19 protein-coding genes and 1 riboswitch are annotated in these 18,904 nt (G+C 66.1%); of the genes, 10 read left to right on the forward strand and 9 right to left on the reverse strand.

Annotated elements, in window-relative coordinates:
* Window positions 1–143: 143 nt before the first annotated feature.
* Genes betB through betI form a run of 3 tightly spaced genes read right to left on the reverse strand, consistent with a single transcriptional unit; the run spans window position 144 to window position 3,903 of the window.
* Window positions 144–1,607: a betaine-aldehyde dehydrogenase gene (betB, locus tag GGQ64_RS05755; protein WP_183800395.1), complete on the reverse strand. Its 1,464-nt coding sequence runs from the start codon at window positions 1,605–1,607 to the stop codon at window positions 144–146.
* A gap of 1 nt (window position 1,608) precedes the next feature.
* Window positions 1,609–3,138: a choline-sulfatase gene (gene betC, locus GGQ64_RS05760; protein WP_183800398.1), complete on the reverse strand. Its 1,530-nt coding sequence runs from the start codon at window positions 3,136–3,138 to the stop codon at window positions 1,609–1,611.
* 57 nt (window positions 3,139–3,195) lie between these two features.
* Entirely contained in the window at window positions 3,196–3,903 is a 708-nt protein-coding gene (betI, locus tag GGQ64_RS05765; RefSeq protein WP_183800401.1) for a transcriptional regulator BetI, read from the reverse strand.
* Between the two features lie 150 nt (window positions 3,904–4,053).
* Here betI and GGQ64_RS05770 point away from each other — a divergent pair, with 150 nt between their 5' ends.
* From GGQ64_RS05770 to GGQ64_RS05785, 4 genes are all read left to right on the forward strand, one after another.
* Window positions 4,054–4,605: an HdeD family acid-resistance protein gene (locus GGQ64_RS05770; protein WP_183800404.1), complete on the forward strand. Its 552-nt coding sequence runs from the start codon at window positions 4,054–4,056 to the stop codon at window positions 4,603–4,605.
* A gap of 55 nt (window positions 4,606–4,660) precedes the next feature.
* Window positions 4,661–4,722: riboswitch (Fluoride riboswitch) on the forward strand.
* Between the two features lie 89 nt (window positions 4,723–4,811).
* The gene (gene crcB, locus GGQ64_RS05775) at window positions 4,812–5,198 is read left to right on the forward strand and encodes a fluoride efflux transporter CrcB (protein ID WP_183800407.1); all 387 of its coding nucleotides are present in this window, start codon (window positions 4,812–4,814) and stop codon (window positions 5,196–5,198) included.
* On the forward strand, window positions 5,195–5,632 hold the full coding sequence (locus GGQ64_RS05780) for an EamA family transporter (RefSeq protein WP_183800410.1): 438 nt from the start codon (window positions 5,195–5,197) through the stop codon (window positions 5,630–5,632). Before crcB ends, GGQ64_RS05780 begins: the two co-directional genes overlap by 4 nt.
* Before the next feature lie 126 nt (window positions 5,633–5,758).
* A complete protein-coding gene (locus tag GGQ64_RS05785; RefSeq protein ID WP_183800413.1) occupies window positions 5,759–7,561 on the forward strand; it encodes a bifunctional diguanylate cyclase/phosphodiesterase in 1,803 nt (600 codons plus the stop codon).
* 187 nt (window positions 7,562–7,748) lie between these two features.
* Here the strand turns inward: GGQ64_RS05785 and GGQ64_RS05790 are convergent, their stop codons facing one another.
* Window positions 7,749–8,006, reverse strand: a complete 258-nt coding sequence (locus tag GGQ64_RS05790; RefSeq protein ID WP_183800416.1) for a DUF1344 domain-containing protein — start codon at window positions 8,004–8,006, stop codon at window positions 7,749–7,751.
* Between the two features lie 332 nt (window positions 8,007–8,338).
* Between GGQ64_RS05790 and GGQ64_RS05795 the strand changes: the two genes are divergently transcribed.
* Window positions 8,339–9,340 carry an NAD(P)H-quinone oxidoreductase gene (locus GGQ64_RS05795; RefSeq protein ID WP_183800419.1) on the forward strand — a complete coding sequence of 334 codons (1,002 nt, stop codon included), beginning with the start codon at window positions 8,339–8,341 and terminating at the stop codon, window positions 9,338–9,340.
* Window positions 9,341–9,347: 7 nt separating this feature from the next.
* On the opposite strand, the gene GGQ64_RS05800 is transcribed toward GGQ64_RS05795, so the two are convergent.
* Window positions 9,348–10,766, reverse strand: a complete 1,419-nt coding sequence (locus GGQ64_RS05800) for an MFS transporter (RefSeq protein ID WP_183800422.1) — start codon at window positions 10,764–10,766, stop codon at window positions 9,348–9,350.
* Between the two features lie 426 nt (window positions 10,767–11,192).
* Window positions 11,193–11,930 carry a DUF3750 domain-containing protein gene (locus GGQ64_RS05805; protein WP_183800426.1) on the reverse strand — a complete coding sequence of 246 codons (738 nt, stop codon included), beginning with the start codon at window positions 11,928–11,930 and terminating at the stop codon, window positions 11,193–11,195.
* 85 nt (window positions 11,931–12,015) lie between these two features.
* Here GGQ64_RS05805 and GGQ64_RS05810 point away from each other — a divergent pair, with 85 nt between their 5' ends.
* The 3 genes from GGQ64_RS05810 to GGQ64_RS05820 all read left to right on the forward strand — a co-directional run bounded on the left by GGQ64_RS05810 (window position 12,016) and on the right by GGQ64_RS05820 (window position 14,786).
* The gene (locus tag GGQ64_RS05810; RefSeq protein WP_183800429.1) at window positions 12,016–13,023 is read left to right on the forward strand and encodes an asparaginase; all 1,008 of its coding nucleotides are present in this window, start codon (window positions 12,016–12,018) and stop codon (window positions 13,021–13,023) included.
* Between the two features lie 428 nt (window positions 13,024–13,451).
* On the forward strand, window positions 13,452–13,841 hold the full coding sequence (locus GGQ64_RS05815) for a VOC family protein (protein ID WP_183800432.1): 390 nt from the start codon (window positions 13,452–13,454) through the stop codon (window positions 13,839–13,841).
* Window positions 13,842–14,165: 324 nt separating this feature from the next.
* On the forward strand, window positions 14,166–14,786 hold the full coding sequence (locus tag GGQ64_RS05820; RefSeq protein ID WP_183800435.1) for a glutathione S-transferase family protein: 621 nt from the start codon (window positions 14,166–14,168) through the stop codon (window positions 14,784–14,786).
* Window positions 14,787–15,160: 374 nt separating this feature from the next.
* Here the strand turns inward: GGQ64_RS05820 and GGQ64_RS05825 are convergent, their stop codons facing one another.
* Complete coding sequence (locus tag GGQ64_RS05825) at window positions 15,161–15,361, reverse strand: hypothetical protein (RefSeq protein WP_183800438.1); 201 nt, start codon at window positions 15,359–15,361, stop codon at window positions 15,161–15,163.
* Between the two features lie 137 nt (window positions 15,362–15,498).
* Here GGQ64_RS05825 and GGQ64_RS05830 point away from each other — a divergent pair, with 137 nt between their 5' ends.
* Window positions 15,499–16,455, forward strand: a complete 957-nt coding sequence (locus GGQ64_RS05830) for a LysR substrate-binding domain-containing protein (protein ID WP_183800441.1) — start codon at window positions 15,499–15,501, stop codon at window positions 16,453–16,455.
* Here GGQ64_RS05830 and GGQ64_RS05835 read toward each other — a convergent pair.
* Window positions 16,415–17,074 (reverse strand): glutathione S-transferase family protein, encoded by a 660-nt coding sequence (locus GGQ64_RS05835; RefSeq protein ID WP_183800444.1) that lies wholly within the window; start codon window positions 17,072–17,074, stop codon window positions 16,415–16,417. The genes GGQ64_RS05830 and GGQ64_RS05835 overlap by 41 nt on opposite strands.
* Before the next feature lie 208 nt (window positions 17,075–17,282).
* On the opposite strand from GGQ64_RS05835, the gene GGQ64_RS05840 reads away from it, so the two are divergent.
* Window positions 17,283–17,813: a copper chaperone PCu(A)C gene (locus GGQ64_RS05840; RefSeq protein WP_183800447.1), complete on the forward strand. Its 531-nt coding sequence runs from the start codon at window positions 17,283–17,285 to the stop codon at window positions 17,811–17,813.
* Window positions 17,814–17,836: 23 nt separating this feature from the next.
* On the opposite strand, the gene GGQ64_RS05845 is transcribed toward GGQ64_RS05840, so the two are convergent.
* The gene (locus tag GGQ64_RS05845; RefSeq protein ID WP_183800450.1) at window positions 17,837–18,640 is read right to left on the reverse strand and encodes a GNAT family N-acetyltransferase; all 804 of its coding nucleotides are present in this window, start codon (window positions 18,638–18,640) and stop codon (window positions 17,837–17,839) included.
* Window positions 18,641–18,904: the final 264 nt, after the last annotated feature.

The raw sequence follows: 18,904 nt of genomic DNA on the forward strand, positions 1-18,904 counted from the left end.
TTCTTGCCGTCGGCAAGCCCCCTCATCCGGCTGCCGCCACCTTCTCCCCGTGGGGGAGAAGGGTATGTTGCGCCGTCTCCTTCCCCCTTCTCCCCTCGGGGAGAAGGTGCCCGAAAGGGCGGATGAGGGGGATAACTTCTAACTCAATACGGCGCCTCGACCGGCCCCATCGCCACATACACCGTCTTCAGCTCCGAGTAGTGCTGCAGCGCCGCCAGCGAATTCTCGCGGCCGAATCCGGATTGCTTCGATCCGCCGAAGGGGATCTCGACGGGGCAGAGGTTGTAGGTGTTGATCCACAGCGTGCCCGCCTCCAGCTTGTCGACGACGCGGTGGGCGCGGGTGACGTCGGCGGTGAAGACGCCGGCGGAGAGGCCGAACTCGGTGGCGTTGCCGCGGGCTATCACCTCGTCCTCATGCTCGAAATCGAGCACGCACATCACCGGCCCGAAGATTTCTTCTCGCGCGATCGTCATGTTATCGGTGACGTCGGCGAACACGGTCGGCTGGATGTAGTAACCCTCGCCGGGGACATGGTTCGGGATGCCGCCGCCGGTGAGGAGCGTCGCACCTTCCGCCTTGCCCTTGCCGATATAGTCCAGCACCTTGTCGCGCTGCGCCTTGGAAACCATCGGCCCCAACTGCGTCGCCTCGTCCATCGGCTCGCCGATGACGATCTTCTCCGTCCGCTCCTTCAGCCGCGACAGGAATTTCTCCTTGATGGCCTTATGCACGAACACGCGGGTGCCGTTGGAGCAGACCTGTCCGGTGGAATAGAAATTGCCGAGCATCGCCCCGCCGACAGCGCTTTCGAGATCGGCATCGTCGAAGACGATCAGCGGCGACTTGCCGCCGAGTTCCATCGTCACGTGCTTGAGCTCGGAAGCCGCAGCGCCGGCCACCTTCTTGCCGGTCGGCACCGAGCCGGTCAGCGACACCTTGGCGACATCAGGATGGTTGACCAGCAGCGGCCCGGTGCTCCGGTCCCCCTGGATGACGTTGAAGAGCCCCTTGGGCAGGCCTGCCTCGATCAGGATCTCGGCGATCTTCAAGGCGCCGAGCGGCGTATTCTCCGAAGGCTTGAACACCATGGCATTGCCGCAGACGAGCGCAGGTGCCGCCTTCCAGCAGGCGATCTGCTGGGGATAGTTCCAGGCGCCGATGCCGACGCAGACGCCGAGCGGCACGCGCTTGGTGAAGGCGAAATCTGCCCCGAGCGGGATATAGTCGCCGTTCAGCCCGGCGGCGGCGATGCCGCCGAAGAACTCGAAGCTGTCGGCGCCCGAGGTCGGGTCGGCGACGATCGTCTCCTGTATCGGCTTGCCGGTGTCCAGCGTCTCCAGTTCCGAAAGCGCGCGGTTGCGCTCGCGCATGATATCGGCTGCGCGCTTGAGGATGCGTCCGCGCGCCGTTGGGCTCATGGCAGCCCACTCCGGTTGCGCGCGCTTCGCCGCCGCGATCGCCTTCTCGACGATCGCGGGCGTTGCCGCATGCAGTTTCGCGATCACCTCGCCGGTGGCGGGGTAGAGGCTTTCGAACGGCGTGCCCGCGGTGTCCTCGACATGTTCGCCGTCGATGAAGTGGCTGGCTTTCGGCTGGGCTCTCATCTCATTCTCCCCGCGGGTAGCGTTTGGATTCCTCGAGGTTGTCGAGGTTCATGTGGTTGCGCATGTAGCGTTCGGAGGCTTTTTGCAGCGGCTGGTGGTCCCAGGGATAGTAGGCGCCGTTGCGCAGCGCCTCGTAGACCACCCAGCGCCGCGCCTGGCTCTCGCGCACGGCGGAATCGAAGGCCTCCATGTCCCAGCGCGCCTCGCGCATCTGCCTGAACGCCTCCAGTGTCGCCCTGATGACGGGATTGTCGGAGACAGCCAGGTTGTTCAGCTCCAGCGGGTCGGCGCCGAGATCGTAGAGCTGTTCGGGGTCGAGCGCGCAGTAGATATATTTCCACTTGCCCTCGCGGATGCCGACGATCGGCGCATAGGAAGCCTCCGCCGCATATTCCATCAGCACCGGCGTGGTCCGCTCCGCTCCGTTGATGACCGGCACAAGGCTCTCGCCGTCCGTCCACGGCATTACCTCTTCCATCGAGATGCCGGCGAGATCGCAGAGCGTCGGCGTGACGTCCAGGTTAGAGACGGGACTTGCGTGCAGGCCGGGGGCGACGCCGGGGCCGGCGATCATCAGCGGCACCCGCGCCGAGCCCTCGAAGAAATTCATCTTGAACCATAGCCCGCGCTCGCCCAGCATGTCGCCGTGGTCGGAGCAGAACAGGATCAGCGTGTCGTCCAGCATCCGGGTCCGCTCTAGCGTGTCGACCAGTTCGCCCACCTTGTCGTCGAGATAGGAGATGTTGGCGAAATAAGCCCGGCGTGAACGGCGCACGTCCTCCTCGGTGATCGACATGCCGGCATAGTCGCAGGAATGCAGGATGCGCTGCGAGTGCGGGTCCTGTGTCTCCAGCATGCCGATCTCGGGTGTCAGGTGTTCGCAGTCCTCGTAGAGATCCCAGTATTTCTTCCGCGCCACGTAAGGGTCGTGCGGGTGGGTGAAGGAGACGGTGAGGCACCAGGGGCGGCGGGCCTCGTCGTCGTTCTCGCGGGCGAGATGGTAGATCTTCTGGCTGGCGAGGAAGGCGACCTCGTCGTCATATTCCATCTGGTTGGTGATCTCGGCCACGCCCGCGCCCGTCACCGAGCCCATGTTGTGGTACCACCAGTCGATCCGTTCGCCGGGCTTGCGATAGTCCGGCGTCCAGCCGAAATCGGCCGGGTAGATGTCCGTCGTCAGCCGCTCCTCGAAGCCGTGCAACTGGTCAGGCCCGACGAAGTGCATCTTGCCCGACAGCGCCGTGTAATAGCCGGCGCGGCGCAGGTGGTGGGCAAAGGTCGGGATCGAGGAAACGTATTCGGCGGCGTTGTCGTAGACCCGCGTCCGGCTCGGCAATTGCCCGGCCATGAACGAGGCACGCGCCGGCGCACAGAGCGGCGAGGAGGTGTAGTTGTTGGCAAACCGTGCCGAGCGCTTCGCCAGCGCCTTCATGTGCGGCGCATGCAGCCACTCCGCCGGCCCGTCGGGAAACAGCTTTCCGTTCAGCTGGTCGACCATGATGATCAGGATATTGGGCTTTCTGGCGGTCACGGGATGCGGTTCCTTGAGGCGAGGGAGATCGTGGCGGACGAGAGATTGCCCCTCACCCTAACCCTCTCCCCGCAAGCGGGGAGAGGGGACTGCAGAAGGCGAGGGCGCCGTATCCGTCCTTCTCCCCGCTTGCGGGGAGAAGGTGCCGGCAGGCGGATGAGGGGCAACACCGGAGGCCGTACCCCCGACAACCCGCAACTGCGCCTCCAGGTAATCCTCCGTCAGCGCGATCGACGCCGCAGCGCTGATCGGGGCGGCGCGCAGGCCCTGGCGGATGTAGAGCCCGTCGATCATGGCGGCAGCCCCCTCGGCGATGCGGACGGCGTCCTCGCGCGGGCAGAGCGTGGCAAGCCGGGCAACGAGGTTCGAGCGCAGCCGCCGGGCATAGAGCACGAGCAGGCGCCGCGTCTCCTCCGATCGCTGCGCCTCGGCATAGAAGGCGAGCCAGGCGGCGATCGTCTCCGGCGCGAACTGGTCGGCGTGGAAGCTGACGCGGATGATCGCCGACAGCTTCTCGCGCGGCGTGTGAACGGCTTGAACGGCTTTCACCGCATCGTCGCGTAACTGCTGGAGAAGACTCCTGATTGTGGCGAGCAGCAGCTGCTCCTTGGAGCCGAAATAGTGGTGCGCCAGCGCCGGCGAGACGCCGGCATGGCGCGCGATCTCCGACATGGTGACGGCCAGCGAGCCGTGGTCGCCGACCGCCTTCAGCGTCGCGTCCATCAGCGCCCTGCGGCGCACCGGCTCCATTCCGACTTTCGGCAAGACCTGTCTCCTTTTGTCGGGATGTTATTTTTAATTGACTGGCCAATCAATAAAAATCTGCGCGTCACCGGCGCGTATCCCGCAGGCGATGACAACTGCCGATTTCGTGTTACTATCGGTTTGTTTTGTTTCGGCAATCGGGGGATCGTCATGGCTGTGCACTCGTCAATACCGCGTCTTTCGGACGTGCGCGGAAAATGGGGCTGGTTCGTCGCCCTCGGCTTCGCGCTCCTCGTCTTCGGCTTCATCGCCGCGGGCAACCTTCTCTGGGCCACCGTCGTCACCGTCTACTATGTCGGCATGCTGATGATCGTCGGCGGCGCCGTCTATCTCGCCCATGCCTTCCAGGTGAAGGCGTGGAAGGACACGATCTACTGGGTGTTGAGCGCGCTGCTCTATCTGGCCGCCGGCGTGCTCGCCTTCGTCAACCCCATCCTCACCTCCAAGGTGCTGACGCTGTTCATGGCCTGCGCGCTGCTGGTCTCCGGCCTGTTCCGCATCTGGGTGGCGATGCGCGCCCGCGAGGAGGGCGGCTGGGGCTGGCTGCTGGCAGGCGGCATCGTGACCGCGCTTGCCGGCATCGTCTTCCTGATCGGCTGGCCGGTGAACAGCCTGTGGCTGCTCGGCCTGTTCCTCGCCTTCGACCTCGCCATGCAGGGCTGGGCGCTGATCGGCTTCGGCCTGGCGCTGCGCAAGGCATAGGAATTCCGGCGGCGCTGCGGTTTGACAGCGCCGCCGGATCCGCGATAGGAATTTTCCGTGTGATGGGGATGGAGCTCCCCGACAACCGCCATGACGGCTGATAGCTCCTGCCAGAGGCGGACCGGAAGGTCGCCCGGTGCAGGCATGCGACCAGCAGCCGCTCTTGGGTGGTTTCCGTTGCCGCCACATCGTGGAGAGGTGACGACATGAACTATCTCATCGTGTTTCTCGGGGCAGGGGTCGGCGGTGCCGGCCGCCATGGCGTCAATGTCCTTGCCGCTCGTCTGTTCGGCAACGGCTTTCCGCTGGGAACGCTCGCCGTCAACATCCTCGGCTGCCTGGCGATGGGCCTGCTCGCCGGCTACTTCGCCTTTCGCGGCCACCTGCCGCAGGAAGCCCGGCTGTTTCTGACGACCGGCGTGCTCGGTGGTTTCACCACGTTTTCCGCCTTCGCCCTCGACACGGCGCTGCTTTGGGAGCGCGGCAACCTTGCCGCAGCCTTCGTCTACGTGTTTTCGAGTGTCGTCCTGTCGCTGGCCGCGGTTGCTGCCGGCCTCTTCCTGGCGCGCCTCTTTCCGGTGGCGCTCGCGTGAGGTCGCTTCTGCTTTCCTGGCAATTCTGGGCCATAGGCTCGGCGGTCTTTGCGGCGCTGACGGCGATCTTCGCCAAGGTCGGCATCGAGGGCGTCGGATCCGACTTCGCCACCTTCATCCGCACGATCGTCATCCTCGTCTCCATCGCCTTCGTCCTGCAGGTGACGGGTGGTTGGCAGGCGCCCTCGACCGTATCGCCCAGAAGCTGGCTGTTCCTCGTCCTGTCCGGCCTTGCGACCGGAGCGTCGTGGCTCTGCTATTTCCGGGCGCTCAAGCTCGGCAACGCCTCCCAGGTCGCTCCCGTCGACAAGCTGAGCGTGGTGCTGGTGGCGGCGTTCGCGGCGATCTTCCTCGGCGAGCGCCTCTCGCCGGTGCACTGGCTGGCGGTTTGCATGATCGCTGCAGGTGCCATCATGCTGACGATCCGCATTTGAAGGAAATTTGATTTAACCCTTTGCAGTCATTGAAGTTTCATCAAACTGTCATGTTGCTTAAAGGGATTGTTCAGATTCGGTACAGAAGAGTCGGGTCGCAATGTCCTGACCCGGAGTTTCCGCTCGATGTCCGCCGCCGAAATGATCTCACTGCGCCGCTTCGGCGACGATCAGATTGTCACGCTTGCCAAGCTCGTGGTCGAGACGGCGTTCCAGCCGATCGTGGAGACGGCCTCGGGCGCGGTGTTCGGCTATGAATCCCTCATGCGCGGTCACGACCGGCTCGGCTTTCGCTCCCCGCTCGATCTTCTCGACCGGGCCCACGAGGCCGGGCAGTTGCTGGCGCTGGAGCACATGGTCAACAGCCGCGCGCTCGCAGCCTTTGCCGCCCTGCCGGACTTTGCCAGCCGCACCCTGTTCATCAACCTCGATTCCCGGCTGGTCACCGAGGCCGCCGACGTCGTCGACCGCCTGTCCGGTCATCTGAAGCGGGCCGGCATCCCGGCCTCTTCCATCTGCTTCGAAATCTCCGAGCGCTTCGACAACGGCAGCATGCCCGAGTTCGGCACCCTGATCGCGCGCCTGCGTCAGGAGGGCTTCAAGCTCGCCATCGACGATTTCGGTGCCGGCCACAGCGGCATGAAGGCGCTGTGCGACCATCCGTTCGACTATCTCAAGATCGACCGGCACTTCATGTCCGGCCTCGATGCGGATGCCCGCAAGCGCCACCTGGTCAAGAGCACGGTCAACCTCGCCCATGTGCTGGGCATCCGGGTGATCGCCGAGGGCGTGGAGACGGAAGCGGAGTTCGTCGCCTGCCGCGATTGCGGCTGCGATCTCGTGCAGGGCTGGTACATCGCCCGCCCGCAGACCGACATGTCCGCCCTGCAGGCGGTCTATGCGCCGGTGGCGCGTGCGGCGACCGGCCGGCGCAACTCGGCCTCGCTCGACAGCATCCTCATCCGCCGCCAGATCGAGCACCTGCCGGCCGTCCACGAGAGCGACAGCCTGGAGTCCGTCTTCGAGCTCTTCCGCCGGGACCCGCGGCGCACCTTCTTCCCGGTGCTCAACGCCAATGACGAGCCGCGCGGCATCCTGCACGAATACCATGTCCGCGAAGTCAGCTACCATCCCTTCGGCCGCGATCTCCTGAAGAACAGGATCTACCAGAAGAGCCTGTCGAACTTCTCCACCATGGCCCCGGTCGCCGATCTGGAGACGCCGGCCGAGCAGCTGCTCTCCATCTTCGCCGACATGGGCGGCAGCGAATGCGTGATCCTGACCGAGAACATGCGTTACGCCGGCATCCTCAGCGCCTCCTCGCTCCTGAAGATCATCAGCGAGAAGCAATTGAAGAATGCCGAGGACCAGAACCCGCTGACGAGCCTGCCCGGCAATCGCTCGATCCACGACTACCTGCAGGACCGGACGCTCGACGGCGACCAGTTGCGCTGCTTCTGCTATTTCGACTTCGACAACTTCAAGCCGTTCAACGACCACTACGGCTTCCAGATGGGCGACCGCGCCATCCTGCAGTTCGCCTCGCTGCTGCGTCGTCACTTCATCGGCGAGGACGTCTTCATCGGCCATCTCGGCGGCGACGATTTCTTTGCCGGCGTCTCGGGGCGGACGGTATCGGCGGTGCGGGCGCTGATCGAGCGCCTGCTCGGCGATTTCGCCCACGAGGCACGGCAGCTCTATGCGCCGGCGGACCTGCTTGCCGGGGTGATCCGCGGCCACGACCGCGACGGAAACGAGCGCAATTTTCCGCTGATGCGCTGCTCTGCGGTAGTGCTGATCGTTCCCGAGGAGGAACTGGTCGCCGATCCGCAGCAGATCAGCGCCCGCATCGCCACGCTCAAGGGACAGGCGAAGACGAGCAAGGACGGCATCGTCTTCTTCGGCGCCGATCCGCACGTTGCCGGATGAGCTGGAAAGAAGGAAGGGCGGGTCCGGCCACGAACCCGCCCTCTTTCGGCCGCCCAGCGGTACACACACAGCGCTGGTACGGCCTATCCTGAGCGGTCCATGTAGGGTCGGGGCAGACCGCTCAAGCCTGCGGAAGTCACTGCAGGATCATTCCTGCGAAATCACTGCAGGACCTTTCCTGCAAAAGTCACTGCAGGAGCTTCACAGTCTTGGCTTCATGCTTTTTCCCGACCATGTCGTAGGCGATTGTAACCTTCTCGCCGGCCTTGATGCCGGGGTCCTTGAACCCCTTCGGCAACATGTAGCTCGAGCCGTCCGACAGCGTCAGCGTCTGCGCCGCCGGGCTGAAAGCCTTGACCGTTCCGGTCGTCGTCTGCGCTGCCAGTGCAACGGCCGGAGCGGTGAGAACGGTCACGATTGCGAGGTTGGAAAGAAGAACACGCATGAGACTTGTCCTTGGGTAATCTGCCCTTGGGAGAGGGCATTGGTTGAAGCCGTCCGGAAGGCGTCGCGTCGCGGTGAAAACCGCCGGCGCTTCCCGGCTTCGAGCAGCACGTTAGGCCGCCGGGAAGGGCACTTCAAATTAAAGATAGTTAATCCGTCAAGCCCATGAAATGTCGATATTTCAATGGTTTGTGGCAAATTGTGGCGGCGTTTGACATGACCGAAATTTAATGTTGCGGGGGAGCAACCATGTCTTGGTCGCTCGCTTTCGGCTATGGTCGGAACACGTCGCGCAGGAATTGCATTGCTGCACCGCAGCCGGAGGAAAGCCTTATGTCGTTGCCCGAAGCCATGTCCTATGTCGAAGTCCGGGAGCCCGGCGGCCCCGAGCATCTCGTCATCGCGCAGGGACCCCTTCCGCTGCTTCGCACGGGCGAGATCCTGGTGCGGGTCGCAGCCGCCGGCATCAATCGCCCCGACCTCATGCAACGCAAGGGCGACTATCCCCCGCCGCCCGGCGCAAGCCCGATCCTCGGCCTCGAGATTGCCGGCGAAGTGGTTGCGCTCGGGCCCGACGTGACGGCGTTCACGGTCGGCGACAAGGTCTGCGCGCTCGCAAACGGAGGCGGCTATGCGCAGTATTGCACTGTCCCGGCATCCCAGGCGCTGCGGTTTCCCAAGGGCTACGAGCCCGCAAGGGCGGCGGCCCTTCCGGAAACCTTCTTCACCGTCTGGGCCAATCTCTTCATGATGGCGGATCTGAAGGCCGGCGAGACCGTGCTCGTCCACGGCGGCACGAGCGGCATCGGCACCACGGCGATCCAGCTTGCCCGGGCCTTCGGCGCAAAGGTCTATGCGACCGCGGGAACGGCGGAGAAATGCGAGGCCTGCGTCGGCCTCGGTGCGCACCGGGCGATCAACTACCGCACCGAGGACTTCGCGGCCGTCATCGCCGAGGAGACCGACAGGCGCGGCGTCGATGTCATTCTCGACATGGTGGGCGCCACCTATTTCGACCGCAACCTCAAGTCGCTCGGGCTGGACGGCCGGCTGTCGATCATCGCCTTCCTCGGCGGCACCTTCGCCGAGAAGGTCAATCTCGGCCCGATCCTGCTGAGGCGGCTGCGGATCATGGGATCGGCCATGCGCCCGCGGACGGCTGCGGAGAAGCAGGCGATCCGCGACGACCTTTTGGAAAAGGTGTGGCCGCTTCTCGACGCGGGGCGGCTGGCGCCGGTGATCCAGGCCGTGCTGCCGTTCACCGAGGTCGTCAACGCCCACCGCATGCTGGAGCATGGCGACCATGTCGGCAAGGTGGTGATCACCTTCGACTGATCAGTCGTCAGTTGCGCTGCCGAAGCAGGGAGATCGCGAGGCTGAAGGCGGCAAGACCGGGAAGCGCGAACAATCCATAGAGCCAGCCGGCCGCCGAGACGTTGCCGGCAATGCCGCCGGGGTCGAGAAGGCCGGTGCTGTTGGCGACCACGCCGGCGAGTGCCGCCCCGAATGCGGTGCCGAGCGCCTGCATCGTCACGATCGCCGCGGAAGCCTTGTCCTTCTCGTCGTCGGGGGCGAGCCTGAGCACCAGGGTGACGAGGTGCGCCCAGCCCATGCCGACGCCGAAGCCCATGCCGAAGATCGCAACCGTCGCCGCCGCCAGCACGACGATGTCGCCTTGCGGATTGTGGCGCGCCAGCAGGAAGACCAGGAGCCCGGTGGAAACCGCCTCGAGCAGCGTGCCGGCGGCGATCGAGGCGATGGCGCGCCGTCCCGTCAGGCCGGCCGTCAGGAAGGCCGCGGCCGTCCAGCCGAGCGCCAGCAGCGCCACCAGATAGCCCGATGCGAGCGGCGCCACCCCGTGCAGTTCCTGCAGGAAATAGGGGATGTAGATGTCCGAGGCGAGCGCCACCAGCATCAGCAGCATGATCAGGTAGATCCGGGCGAGCGCGGATGAAAGATTGACGGCGCCGGCCGGCAGCAGCCGGGCGCTCGCCCGCCGTTCGGCCAGCACCATGGCCGTCACCGCTGCCACCGCGGCCGCCGCAAGCGTTCCCCGCAGCCATACCGCGGTCACCGAGCCTGCGAAGGAGACGAGCATGGCCGAGGCGAGCAGCAGCGCGATCTGGACGAACGGGGCGGGCGTGGCCGCTTGGCGGTCCTCGCCGGACGGCAGCCTGCGCGGCGCGAGCCAGGCCATGACAAGCGCGATCGGCACGAGAATGAGGAACGCCTCGCGCCAGGCGCTGCCGCTGGCGAAGATGCCGCCGATGCTGGGGCCGACGAAGGTGGCGATCCCCCAGACCGCGGCATAGAGCGTCGAGGCCCTGCTCCAGAGCGCCTCGGGATAGACGAAGCGGATGAAGGCATAGCCGAGCGTCACCAGCAGGCCGGCGCCCAGCCCCTGCACGGCGCGGCCGGCGAGCACGATCTCCATGACGGGTGCGAGCGCGCAGATCAGGCTGCCGGCGCCGAAGAGTGCTGCACCCCAGACATAGCAGCGGTTCAGCGTCACGCCGGCCGGACGCACGGCGACATAGATCGAGCCGACCACCGAGGCGATCACGTAGATCGTCGTCGCCCAGGCAAAGAGCGCAAGCCCGCCGATGTCGCGCACGATCGAGGGCATCAGGGTGGCGGTGATGTAGGTCTCGACCGCATGCAGCGCGATGCCGCCGCCCAGCATCATCGTCGCCAGCAGGTTCTCGGGGCGAAAGAGCGCCGAAAGGCGCGCCGTGTCTGCTTGCGGGGTCATTTCTGCCATGGGGTGTCTGACGGGAGCCGGTGTGTCGGGGCGGGGTTGCACCGGACCACATTTTCACGCCCGCCGCAATCTCCGCAAGCGGGGGCAGGGCATGATGGGGCTGTCGCCGATGGTCCTCGTCGGCCCGCCGATGTCTCGGTGGGCCGTAGGCGCCGGGTTGCGGGTGTTGCGACGACGCGGATGCGGGTTGCGTTTAACACGCGGGCTGCTGCGGAGGCGGATTGCGCAGGAGGCAAGCCCCCATCTCCGTCACCCCGGACTTGATCCGGGGTCCAGCCACGCCGCGTCTGCGGCGTGAGAAAGTGCACTTCCTGCGCGCAAGGACTTGCGCGCGCTGGATGCCGGATCAAGTCCGGCATGACGGAACTTTTGGTGGCCTGCTCGTAGAAATGGACGCGTCTCGAGCGGAGCTTCCCCGCAGTACCCCTACATCCCGATCCGCCCCAGCGCGGGTATCTTCACGCCCGGCCGCATGATGTCGATGCCGGCGACGAGGCCGGCGAGGTGGACCTCCAGTCCGCTGCGCAGGCCGGCGGAAAAGCCGATCAGCCCGAACAGGCTGGCATGCATGTCGCGCCCGTCCGGGGCAATGTCGACGAAGGTACCAAAGGGCAGGAAGTCGCGCCCGACCGCGTCCGGCGGCAGCACCGCGCCGAGTTCGGGGACGTTCCTCAGCACATGGGCGACGAAGGTGTTGGAGTTCGGCCCCGGCCACATCCGGTAGCCGCCGGCTTGCGCGTAGGGGTAGGAGGCGATTGCCGCCTCGACCTTCGCAATGAGGCGCGCCGCCGCCTCGCCCGCAAGGCTGACGACCGCGCGCGGCCGGTTCGAATACCAGTAGGCATCGGCCGGATAGCCGTTCTTGCGGATCGGGCTTCCCCAGCCGACCTTGTCGTAGCGGTCGTAGCGCTCGGCACCCGCCTTCTTGGTGACGATCCAGGCGTGGCTGGCAAAGGCGCCCTTCATGCCGCCGGTCGCAGCCGAGAAGACGTGGATCGTCGCCCGCGGCTCGTCGTCCGGATGCGGCAGGATGCCGGCCGAGGACCAGTTCGCCTCGCGCCACGAGCCCGGCCGGTCCAGCAGGTACCAGTAGCCGGCGCTGGCGAGCGCCGGCACCAGGTAGATGGCCAGGAACAGGACCAGGAATTTCCTGCCGATTTTCATATGGCCTTCTCCGTTTCCACTGCTGCGTCGGGGCGAGAATTCGGCTAATACCGCAGCCGATATCGGAAATTTGAAGGCACCGGAAATGGAAAACCCCGTTCTCGTCGAGGTGACGCGCGGAAATCGCGTCGAAAGCCGCCATCGCGGCATGGTGGTGGCGGTCGATGGCGACGGCAAGGTGGCCTTCGCCCGCGGCGATGTCGAAGCCGCGGTCTTCCCGCGCTCGGCCTGCAAGGCGATGCAGGCGCTGCCGCTGGTCGAAGGCGGCGCGGCGGATGCCTACGGCTTCGGCGACAAGGAGCTGGCGCTCGCCTGCGCCTCGCACAGCGGCGAGCCGAAGCACGTGGCGCTGGCGGCCGGCATGCTGGCCGCGGCCGGGCAGGAGGCGAGCGTGCTGGAGTGCGGCGCGCACTGGTCCTTCGACCAGCCCGTGCTGATCGGGCAGGCGCGCACGCTCGATCGCCCGACGGCGCTGCACAACAACTGCTCGGGCAAGCATGCGGGCTTCGTCTGCGCGGCCTGCCACGGCGGCGTCGATCCGAAGGGCTATGTCGGCTACGACCATCCGGTCCAGGCGGAGATCCGCGCCGTCATGCAGCACCTGACCGGAACGCCGCTCGACCGGGACGATTGCGGCACCGACGGCTGCTCCATCCCCACCTATGCGGTGCCGCTGAAGGCGCTGGCGCACGGCTTTGCCAGGATGGCGACGGGCACAGGCCTGCCGCCCGCCCGCGCAAGGGCCGCGCGGCGGCTCGTCGACGCCTGCATGGCCGAGCCCTTCTATGTCGCCGGCACCCGCCGCGCCTGCACCCGGCTGATGGAGACCGCACCCGGTCGCATCTTCGCCAAGACCGGCGCGGAGGGCGTCTTCTGCGCCGCCGTCCCCGAAAAGGGCATCGCGATCGCGCTGAAATGCGAGGACGGCGCCACCCGCGCCGCCGAGGCTATGGTCGCCGCAACGCTCGCCCGCTTCTTCGACGACGACCCGGCGGTCGCCGATGCCCTGATGCGCCAGGCCGACCACGCCATGAAGAACTGGAACGGCCTCCCCGTCGGCGACGTCCGGGTGACGGAAGCGCTGAGGGGGTAGGCTGCCGCCCCCGACTTCGGGCTGGTGACGCCGTGTCTGACCGCTCCGCTTCCGAGCAAGTGGTCTTGATTGTCGCAGCCAGCATCTGACACCCGGCCAAGCCCCTCTTCCACCGTCATCCCGGCCCCCGAGCCGGGATCCAGCAGCGCCGCGTCTGCGGCGCGGGGGATGCTCTTTTCGCGCAAGGACTTGCGCGGCTGGATACCGGCTCGGAGGCCGGTATGACGGGGAGGGTAGTTGCTTCCGCCGGAACCGCCGCTCACCCTTTTCCGCAAGCCGGAACGGCACACACCGGCCTCGCGGCATGCCTCCTACACGTGCACGTGGAAAAATATTCGCAGCACCTGTCGGCTAGCGCCCTATATGCGCGTCCTTGTGGCATCGGCGGCCGCGAGACGCGGGCCGCAACAAACCGGAGGACTGATCGCATGCGCATGATTTTCGTCAACCTGCCCGTCAAGGACATGCCCGCCACCCGCCGTTTCTTCGGCGCTCTCGGCTTCACCTTCAACGAACAGTTCAGCGACGAGCAGGCGGCCTGCATGGTCGTCTCCGACACGATCTTCGTCATGCTGATGGTGCAGGCCCGCTTCCAGGAATTCGTCAACGGCAAGGTTGGCGATCCGGAAAAGGAGACGCAGGTGCTGACCTGCCTCTCCGCCGCAAGCCGCGCGGAGGTCGACGAATTCAAGGCCAAGGCGCTCGCCGCCGGCGCCCGCGAATGGAAGCCGAACATCGAGTTCGGCCCGATGTACGGCTGCAGCTTCCAGGACATCAACGGCCACGTCTGGGAGATGATGCACATGGCGCAGGAATAGCCGGTTCGCCGGTCGACGCGGGCAATCGGCAAGCCATCCCACAGCCACGACGTCATCCTCGGCCTTGTGCCGAGGATCTGACCGCATCGCTCCAGATGGGAGTTAAATCCTTTTTTGTCAGTAGCTTGATGAGACGGAGGCAGATCCTCGGCACAAGGCCGAGGATGACGAAGGGGGAGAGCGGCGCCTTTTTTCCACGCCGCTCGTCCGCTTCACGCCCCCGCTTAGCTTCACATCGGCGCCCCCGCTTCCTCCACCCCGCTTGCCATCCGCCGTCTTATCCGCTCTGTTGCGGCGACGACGAACGGCCCGGAGGACTTTGCCATGCTGACGCTCCATTTCACCCCGAACACCTGCGCGCTGGCGTCGCTGATCGCGCTGGAGGAGAGCGGCCTCGCCTTCGAGGTGAAGAGGGTGGATTTTGCCAGTTCCGAACAGCGCTCGCCCGCCTATCTCGACATCAACCCCAAGGGCCGCGTGCCGGCGCTTTCCACCGATCGCGGCGTCCTGACCGAGACGCCGGCGATCCTCGCCTATATTGCGCAGGTCGCGCCGGAAAGACGCCTTGCGCCGCTCGACGATCCCTTCGCCTTCGGCCAATTGCAGGCCTTCACCGCCTATCTGTGCTCGACGGTCCACGTGGCCCATGCCCATTTCCGCCGCGGCGCGCGATGGTCCGACGACCCGGCCGCGCAGGAGACGATGCGGGCGAAGGTGCCGCAGAACATGGCCGAGTGCTTCGGCCTGATCGAGGCGACGATGCCGGCCGGTCCCTGGGCGATGGGCGAGGCCTACAGCGTCGCCGATCCCTATCTCTTCACCGTCGCCGGCTGGCTGAAGCCGGACGGAGTCGACATCGACGGCTTTCCGAGGGTCGCCGCGCATCGCGCCCGCATGCTGGAACGCCCGGCCGTTGCCCGTGCGCTGGAGCGGGCGGCGGGCTGAGGCGTCAGGCAATCCGCCGCTATCCGTCGCCGGCCGGCAGCAGCTTGCGCAGCTTCGTCGGCGCCCGCCTGAGCCATGCCTCGCGCACGGCGCCAGTTCGATGAAGTGTTCCTTGTCGTCGAGCGGCATCGACAGCACGACGGTCCCGGCGTCCTTGGCCGTGGCGATCATCTTGCCTGCGACCTTCAGTGCGGTCGCACCATAGGAGGTGCCGGTCTCGACGCCGGGAAGATCCGCGGCCAGCCGCTCCAGGCGTGCCGCCAGCGCTGCCGTTTCCGTTTCCGTCATCGCACGACCTCCCATTCGAGGGAGCGATCCTAGCGCATCGGCCGCGTTGTCGCGAACGTCCCGTCGGGATGCTACCCGCGGCAGGCTCAGGTCCGGCAGGCGACAGGGGCCGAAAGGTCGGGGGCCCTGGGAAGGCTGTGGAAGGGCAGGTCGGCGCGCTGCCGCTCGTCCATCGCCTCGATGTCGGGGTGGGCCAGCGGATCGCGGATCCAGGCGTCGTCCCGGTCGTCGGGCGCGGGCAGGAGCGAGGCGACAAGGGTGAAAGGATTCAAGAAAAGCTTCAGCATCGTCCTCTCCCTCTCAAGGGATTGGCCGCTCGTGTCTTGCGAGTTGGCTATGGGATCAAAGGATTACGATCCGATATTGAATCAGTCCGGCAACGAATTCAATTGAGCAGTTCAGGCGAATACTATAGAAAAACTATATGAGCCCGTTGAACAGCATCCATCTGAACGGCCTGAGGGCGATCGAGGCGGTCGGGCGGCTCGGCTCGCTGCAGGCGGCGGCGGACGAATTGGGCGTCACGGTCGGCGCCGTCAGCCAGCAGGTGATCAAGGCCGAGGCGCAACTGGGGCGCACGGTGTTCGAGCGCACCGCCCGCGGCATGCGGCCGACGCCCTTCGGCACGCCGTTCGTGCGCAAGCTTTCGGCGGGTTTTCGCGAGCTTGCCGAGGCGGTCGGCAGCGCCCGCCACCGCGACGATACGATCCTCGTCATCTCGGTCGCGCCGATCTTCGCCTCGCGCTGGCTGATCCACCGCATCCACCAGTTCAGCGCCGCCCACCCCGAGATCAGCCTGCGGATCGAATCGACGACCGCGCTCGCCGACCTGTCGGGGTCGGACGTCGACCTGGGCATCCGCATCGGCCCCGGCACCTGGCCGGGCGTGCGCGCCGAATTCGTGCTGCCGCAGGAAATGTTTCCGGTCTGCACGCCGGAACTGGCCGGGCGGCTGAAGACGCCCGCCGACCTCGTCGACATGCCGGCCGTGATCGATGCGAACGACCAGTTCACCTGGGACCGCTGGCTGGAGGCGGCGGGGCTGGACCAGCCCGCGCCGCGCACCCGCCATATGTTCAGCGACGCCTCGCTCTGCCTCGATGCAGCCCTGGCCGGCCAGGGGGTGCTGCTGGCCTGGCCGATCCTCGCCTCCTGGGCGCTGGCGGAAGGCCTGTTGGTCGCCCCCTTCGACATCAGGGTGAAGACCGGCATGGGCTACTACTTCATCACCGCGCCGGACGTGCGCGAGCCGCGCAAGGTCACGCTCTTCAAGCAATGGATGCGCCGCGCGATCGCCGAGAGCATCGGCATCGACGACGGCGACGAGAGTGGCAGGGGGCCTATTCCGGCTCCTGCAGCCGCGCCTCCATCATCGCCTTGAAGGCGGGCCGCGCCTGGCAGGCGGCAAGCCAGGCCCGGACGTTCGGCGCGGCGTCGAAGAGCTCCGTCTGGCTCATCGTGTAGCGGAACACCTCGGCGAGGTTCAGGTCGGCGACGGTGAAGCGGTCGGAGACGACATGGCCGGTTGCCGCGAGCCGCCGGTCGAGCAGCGCAAACGCCTTCTTCAACGCCTTCGTGGCCGCGCGGATCGTCAGCTTTCCCTGCTCGCTCGCAGCGGCATGGGCGTCGAGCGTCAGGATGATCTTGACCGCATGCGGCTCGACCTCCGTTGCAGCCCAGGTGGTCCACTGCAGCATCTCCGCTTCCTCCGTCAGCGTCCGGCCCGAAAGCGGACCGCCATGCTTGCGGGCGAGGTAGAGGTTGATCGCCAGCGATTCGCTCATCACGAAGCCGCCGTCGTCGATGCAGGGAACCAGCCCGGTCGGGTTGACGGCGAGGAAGTCCGGCGACAGCGTGTTCTGCGGCGCATCGGCCGCAGCCGGATCGTCCAGCCGCCGCGCCTGGATGACCGGCACGGAGACGAAGGCAAGGCCGAGTTCGCCCGCCATCCAGTAGTTTCGCGACGCGCGCGAGCGATAGACGCCGTAGATCGTAAGCATGTGCTGTTCTCCCGTTTTGGAGCCGCACCATAGGCAAGCGACGGTCAGGATTACAGCGCGTGCCGGTGATCCACCGATGAATTGTGGTGATCGTCACGCTCTCCCCGATCGTGCGCGATGCTCCACGATCGCCCTTGACCTTTCGTCCCCATGGGGCTCCTGTGCGCGCCAGGGCCCCAGGAGGGGAAGGTCAACAAAGGATTCCGACATGAAGCGGCTCTTGAACATCCTTTCGGCGGCACTGCTCCTTCTGGCTCCGGTGCTTCTGGCCCCGGCCTTCGGCGCGGCGGCGCAAGAACATCAAGAATACAAAGCCGGCAGCATCGAGATCCTCCACCCGGCGGCCAAGGCGACGCTGCCGGGCCAGCCGGTCGGCGGCGGCTTCCTCACCATCGTCAATCACGGCGCCGAGCCCGATCGCCTCGTCTCCATCAGCTCGCCGGTCTCCGGCGACGTGCAGATGCACGAGATGAGCCTGCAGAACGACGTCATGCAGATGCGCAAGCTGACCGACGGCATCCCGGTCCCCGCCGGCGCGACGGTCAAGCTCGGACCCGGCGGGCTCCATGTAATGTTCATGAAGATTGCCGCACCCTTCAGGGAAGGCGAGAGCTTCCCCGCCACCCTGAATTTCGAGAAGGCGGGGGAGATTACCGTCCAGTTCGAGGTGGAGGCGTTCAGGTCCGGCAGTGCCGGCGGTGCGGCAGGCGCGGCAGGCGCGAGCCACGACGCACACTAGCAAGCGCATGATAGCCGGCGGGATCAGTCTTTCAGGCGAAAGTTCTGACGCGTGTAGACCTGCCTGAAGCCCGCTTTCCGCAGGTTGGAATAGGACGTGCTGCCACGCTCCCGCCCCTGTTCCGGCTGTTCCGTTTCCACCGAAAAGACGGATACGCCCTGCGACAGGCCCGCCTCGAGCCGCGCATTGATCAGGGCCGCCTGCGCACCCCTGTTGCGATATTCCGCAATGGTCGCGCCGCCGCCCAGCCAGGCGTAGCCATCGTCCATGTACATCGCTCCTGTGGCGACGGGGGTATCGTCCAGCCAGGCAATGAAGCAGTTCCATCGGGGTTTGCCGATGATTCCCGCCCAGAAAGGCTCAAGGCCACGATCGAAGCCGAAGCCCCTGCACATCGTTTCGGCGAACAGGGCTGCATCGCCTGGTCCGGCGAGGCGCGTCGTGACAGTGCCCGCCGGCAGCAACGTGGCTGAGGAGGCAGGCAGCGTGAGTTTTGCCCAGCCGTTACCCTGCTTTTCCATGCCCCGTTCCTTCAGCCACTGGAGGATCTCCGTGGGCGCCGAAGCTTCGTCGATCTGGACGTAGCGCTTTCCCTTTCGCCCGCTGAGCCACTGGTAAGCCCTTTCGAGATCGTCGCGGTCGCGCACGGCCAGGATCCGGTTCAGCCCCATGGCGGGAGCCGAGGGAAGCGATACCGCGCAACCCTCGCCGATGCGCATCCAGGCCAGTTCGGCCGTCTCCACGAGGAAGGCGGGCGCGACCTCGAACATGTCGATAAATGCCTTGGCCTCGATGATTTCCTCTTTGGGAAGGCTCCAGTCAGACATGAAAATGCGCGCTCCGGATCAAGGGCTGCCGTGCGGCTCGATCGTCATGACCGGGCCGTTCGACGCTGCGCGTTCTGTCACAGGACCGACGCCTTTGCCATAGGCCGGGAGGCTTGGGATGAGCAGATCGGGGCGGGCGGAGATGGGAAAGGCACGCAGAGTAACCTTCCCCATCCCGCCCCATCGCCCCCTTCGGCGTTCGGGAACCGAAAGGGGCGAGTTTCGCAGGCCGCAGGGCGGATCGCCCGGCGGCCGGTATTCGAG

Origin of the sequence: Mycoplana azooxidifex (assembly GCF_014196765.1) — a bacterium.
In the GTDB taxonomy this organism is placed as follows: domain Bacteria; phylum Pseudomonadota; class Alphaproteobacteria; order Rhizobiales; family Rhizobiaceae; genus Mycoplana; species Mycoplana azooxidifex.

What these genes read in the sequence shown, in the direction of transcription:
- betB (WP_183800395.1), bottom strand. Translation starts at nt 1,607, where the DNA reads ATGAGAGCCCAGCCGAAAGCCAGCCACTTCATCGACGGCGAACATGTC.
- GGQ64_RS05770 (WP_183800404.1), top strand. Translation starts at nt 4,054, where the DNA reads ATGGCTGTGCACTCGTCAATACCGCGTCTTTCGGACGTGCGCGGAAAA.
- crcB (WP_183800407.1), top strand. Translation starts at nt 4,812, where the DNA reads ATGAACTATCTCATCGTGTTTCTCGGGGCAGGGGTCGGCGGTGCCGGC.
- GGQ64_RS05785 (WP_183800413.1), top strand. Translation starts at nt 5,759, where the DNA reads ATGTCCGCCGCCGAAATGATCTCACTGCGCCGCTTCGGCGACGATCAG.
- GGQ64_RS05790 (WP_183800416.1), bottom strand. Translation starts at nt 8,006, where the DNA reads ATGCGTGTTCTTCTTTCCAACCTCGCAATCGTGACCGTTCTCACCGCT.
- GGQ64_RS05795 (WP_183800419.1), top strand. Translation starts at nt 8,339, where the DNA reads ATGTCGTTGCCCGAAGCCATGTCCTATGTCGAAGTCCGGGAGCCCGGC.
- GGQ64_RS05800 (WP_183800422.1), bottom strand. Translation starts at nt 10,766, where the DNA reads ATGGCAGAAATGACCCCGCAAGCAGACACGGCGCGCCTTTCGGCGCTC.
- GGQ64_RS05805 (WP_183800426.1), bottom strand. Translation starts at nt 11,930, where the DNA reads ATGAAAATCGGCAGGAAATTCCTGGTCCTGTTCCTGGCCATCTACCTG.
- GGQ64_RS05810 (WP_183800429.1), top strand. Translation starts at nt 12,016, where the DNA reads ATGGAAAACCCCGTTCTCGTCGAGGTGACGCGCGGAAATCGCGTCGAA.
- GGQ64_RS05815 (WP_183800432.1), top strand. Translation starts at nt 13,452, where the DNA reads ATGCGCATGATTTTCGTCAACCTGCCCGTCAAGGACATGCCCGCCACC.
- GGQ64_RS05820 (WP_183800435.1), top strand. Translation starts at nt 14,166, where the DNA reads ATGCTGACGCTCCATTTCACCCCGAACACCTGCGCGCTGGCGTCGCTG.
- GGQ64_RS05825 (WP_183800438.1), bottom strand. Translation starts at nt 15,361, where the DNA reads ATGCTGAAGCTTTTCTTGAATCCTTTCACCCTTGTCGCCTCGCTCCTG.
- GGQ64_RS05830 (WP_183800441.1), top strand. Translation starts at nt 15,499, where the DNA reads ATGAGCCCGTTGAACAGCATCCATCTGAACGGCCTGAGGGCGATCGAG.
- GGQ64_RS05835 (WP_183800444.1), bottom strand. Translation starts at nt 17,074, where the DNA reads ATGCTTACGATCTACGGCGTCTATCGCTCGCGCGCGTCGCGAAACTAC.
- GGQ64_RS05840 (WP_183800447.1), top strand. Translation starts at nt 17,283, where the DNA reads ATGAAGCGGCTCTTGAACATCCTTTCGGCGGCACTGCTCCTTCTGGCT.
- GGQ64_RS05845 (WP_183800450.1), bottom strand. Translation starts at nt 18,640, where the DNA reads ATGTCTGACTGGAGCCTTCCCAAAGAGGAAATCATCGAGGCCAAGGCA.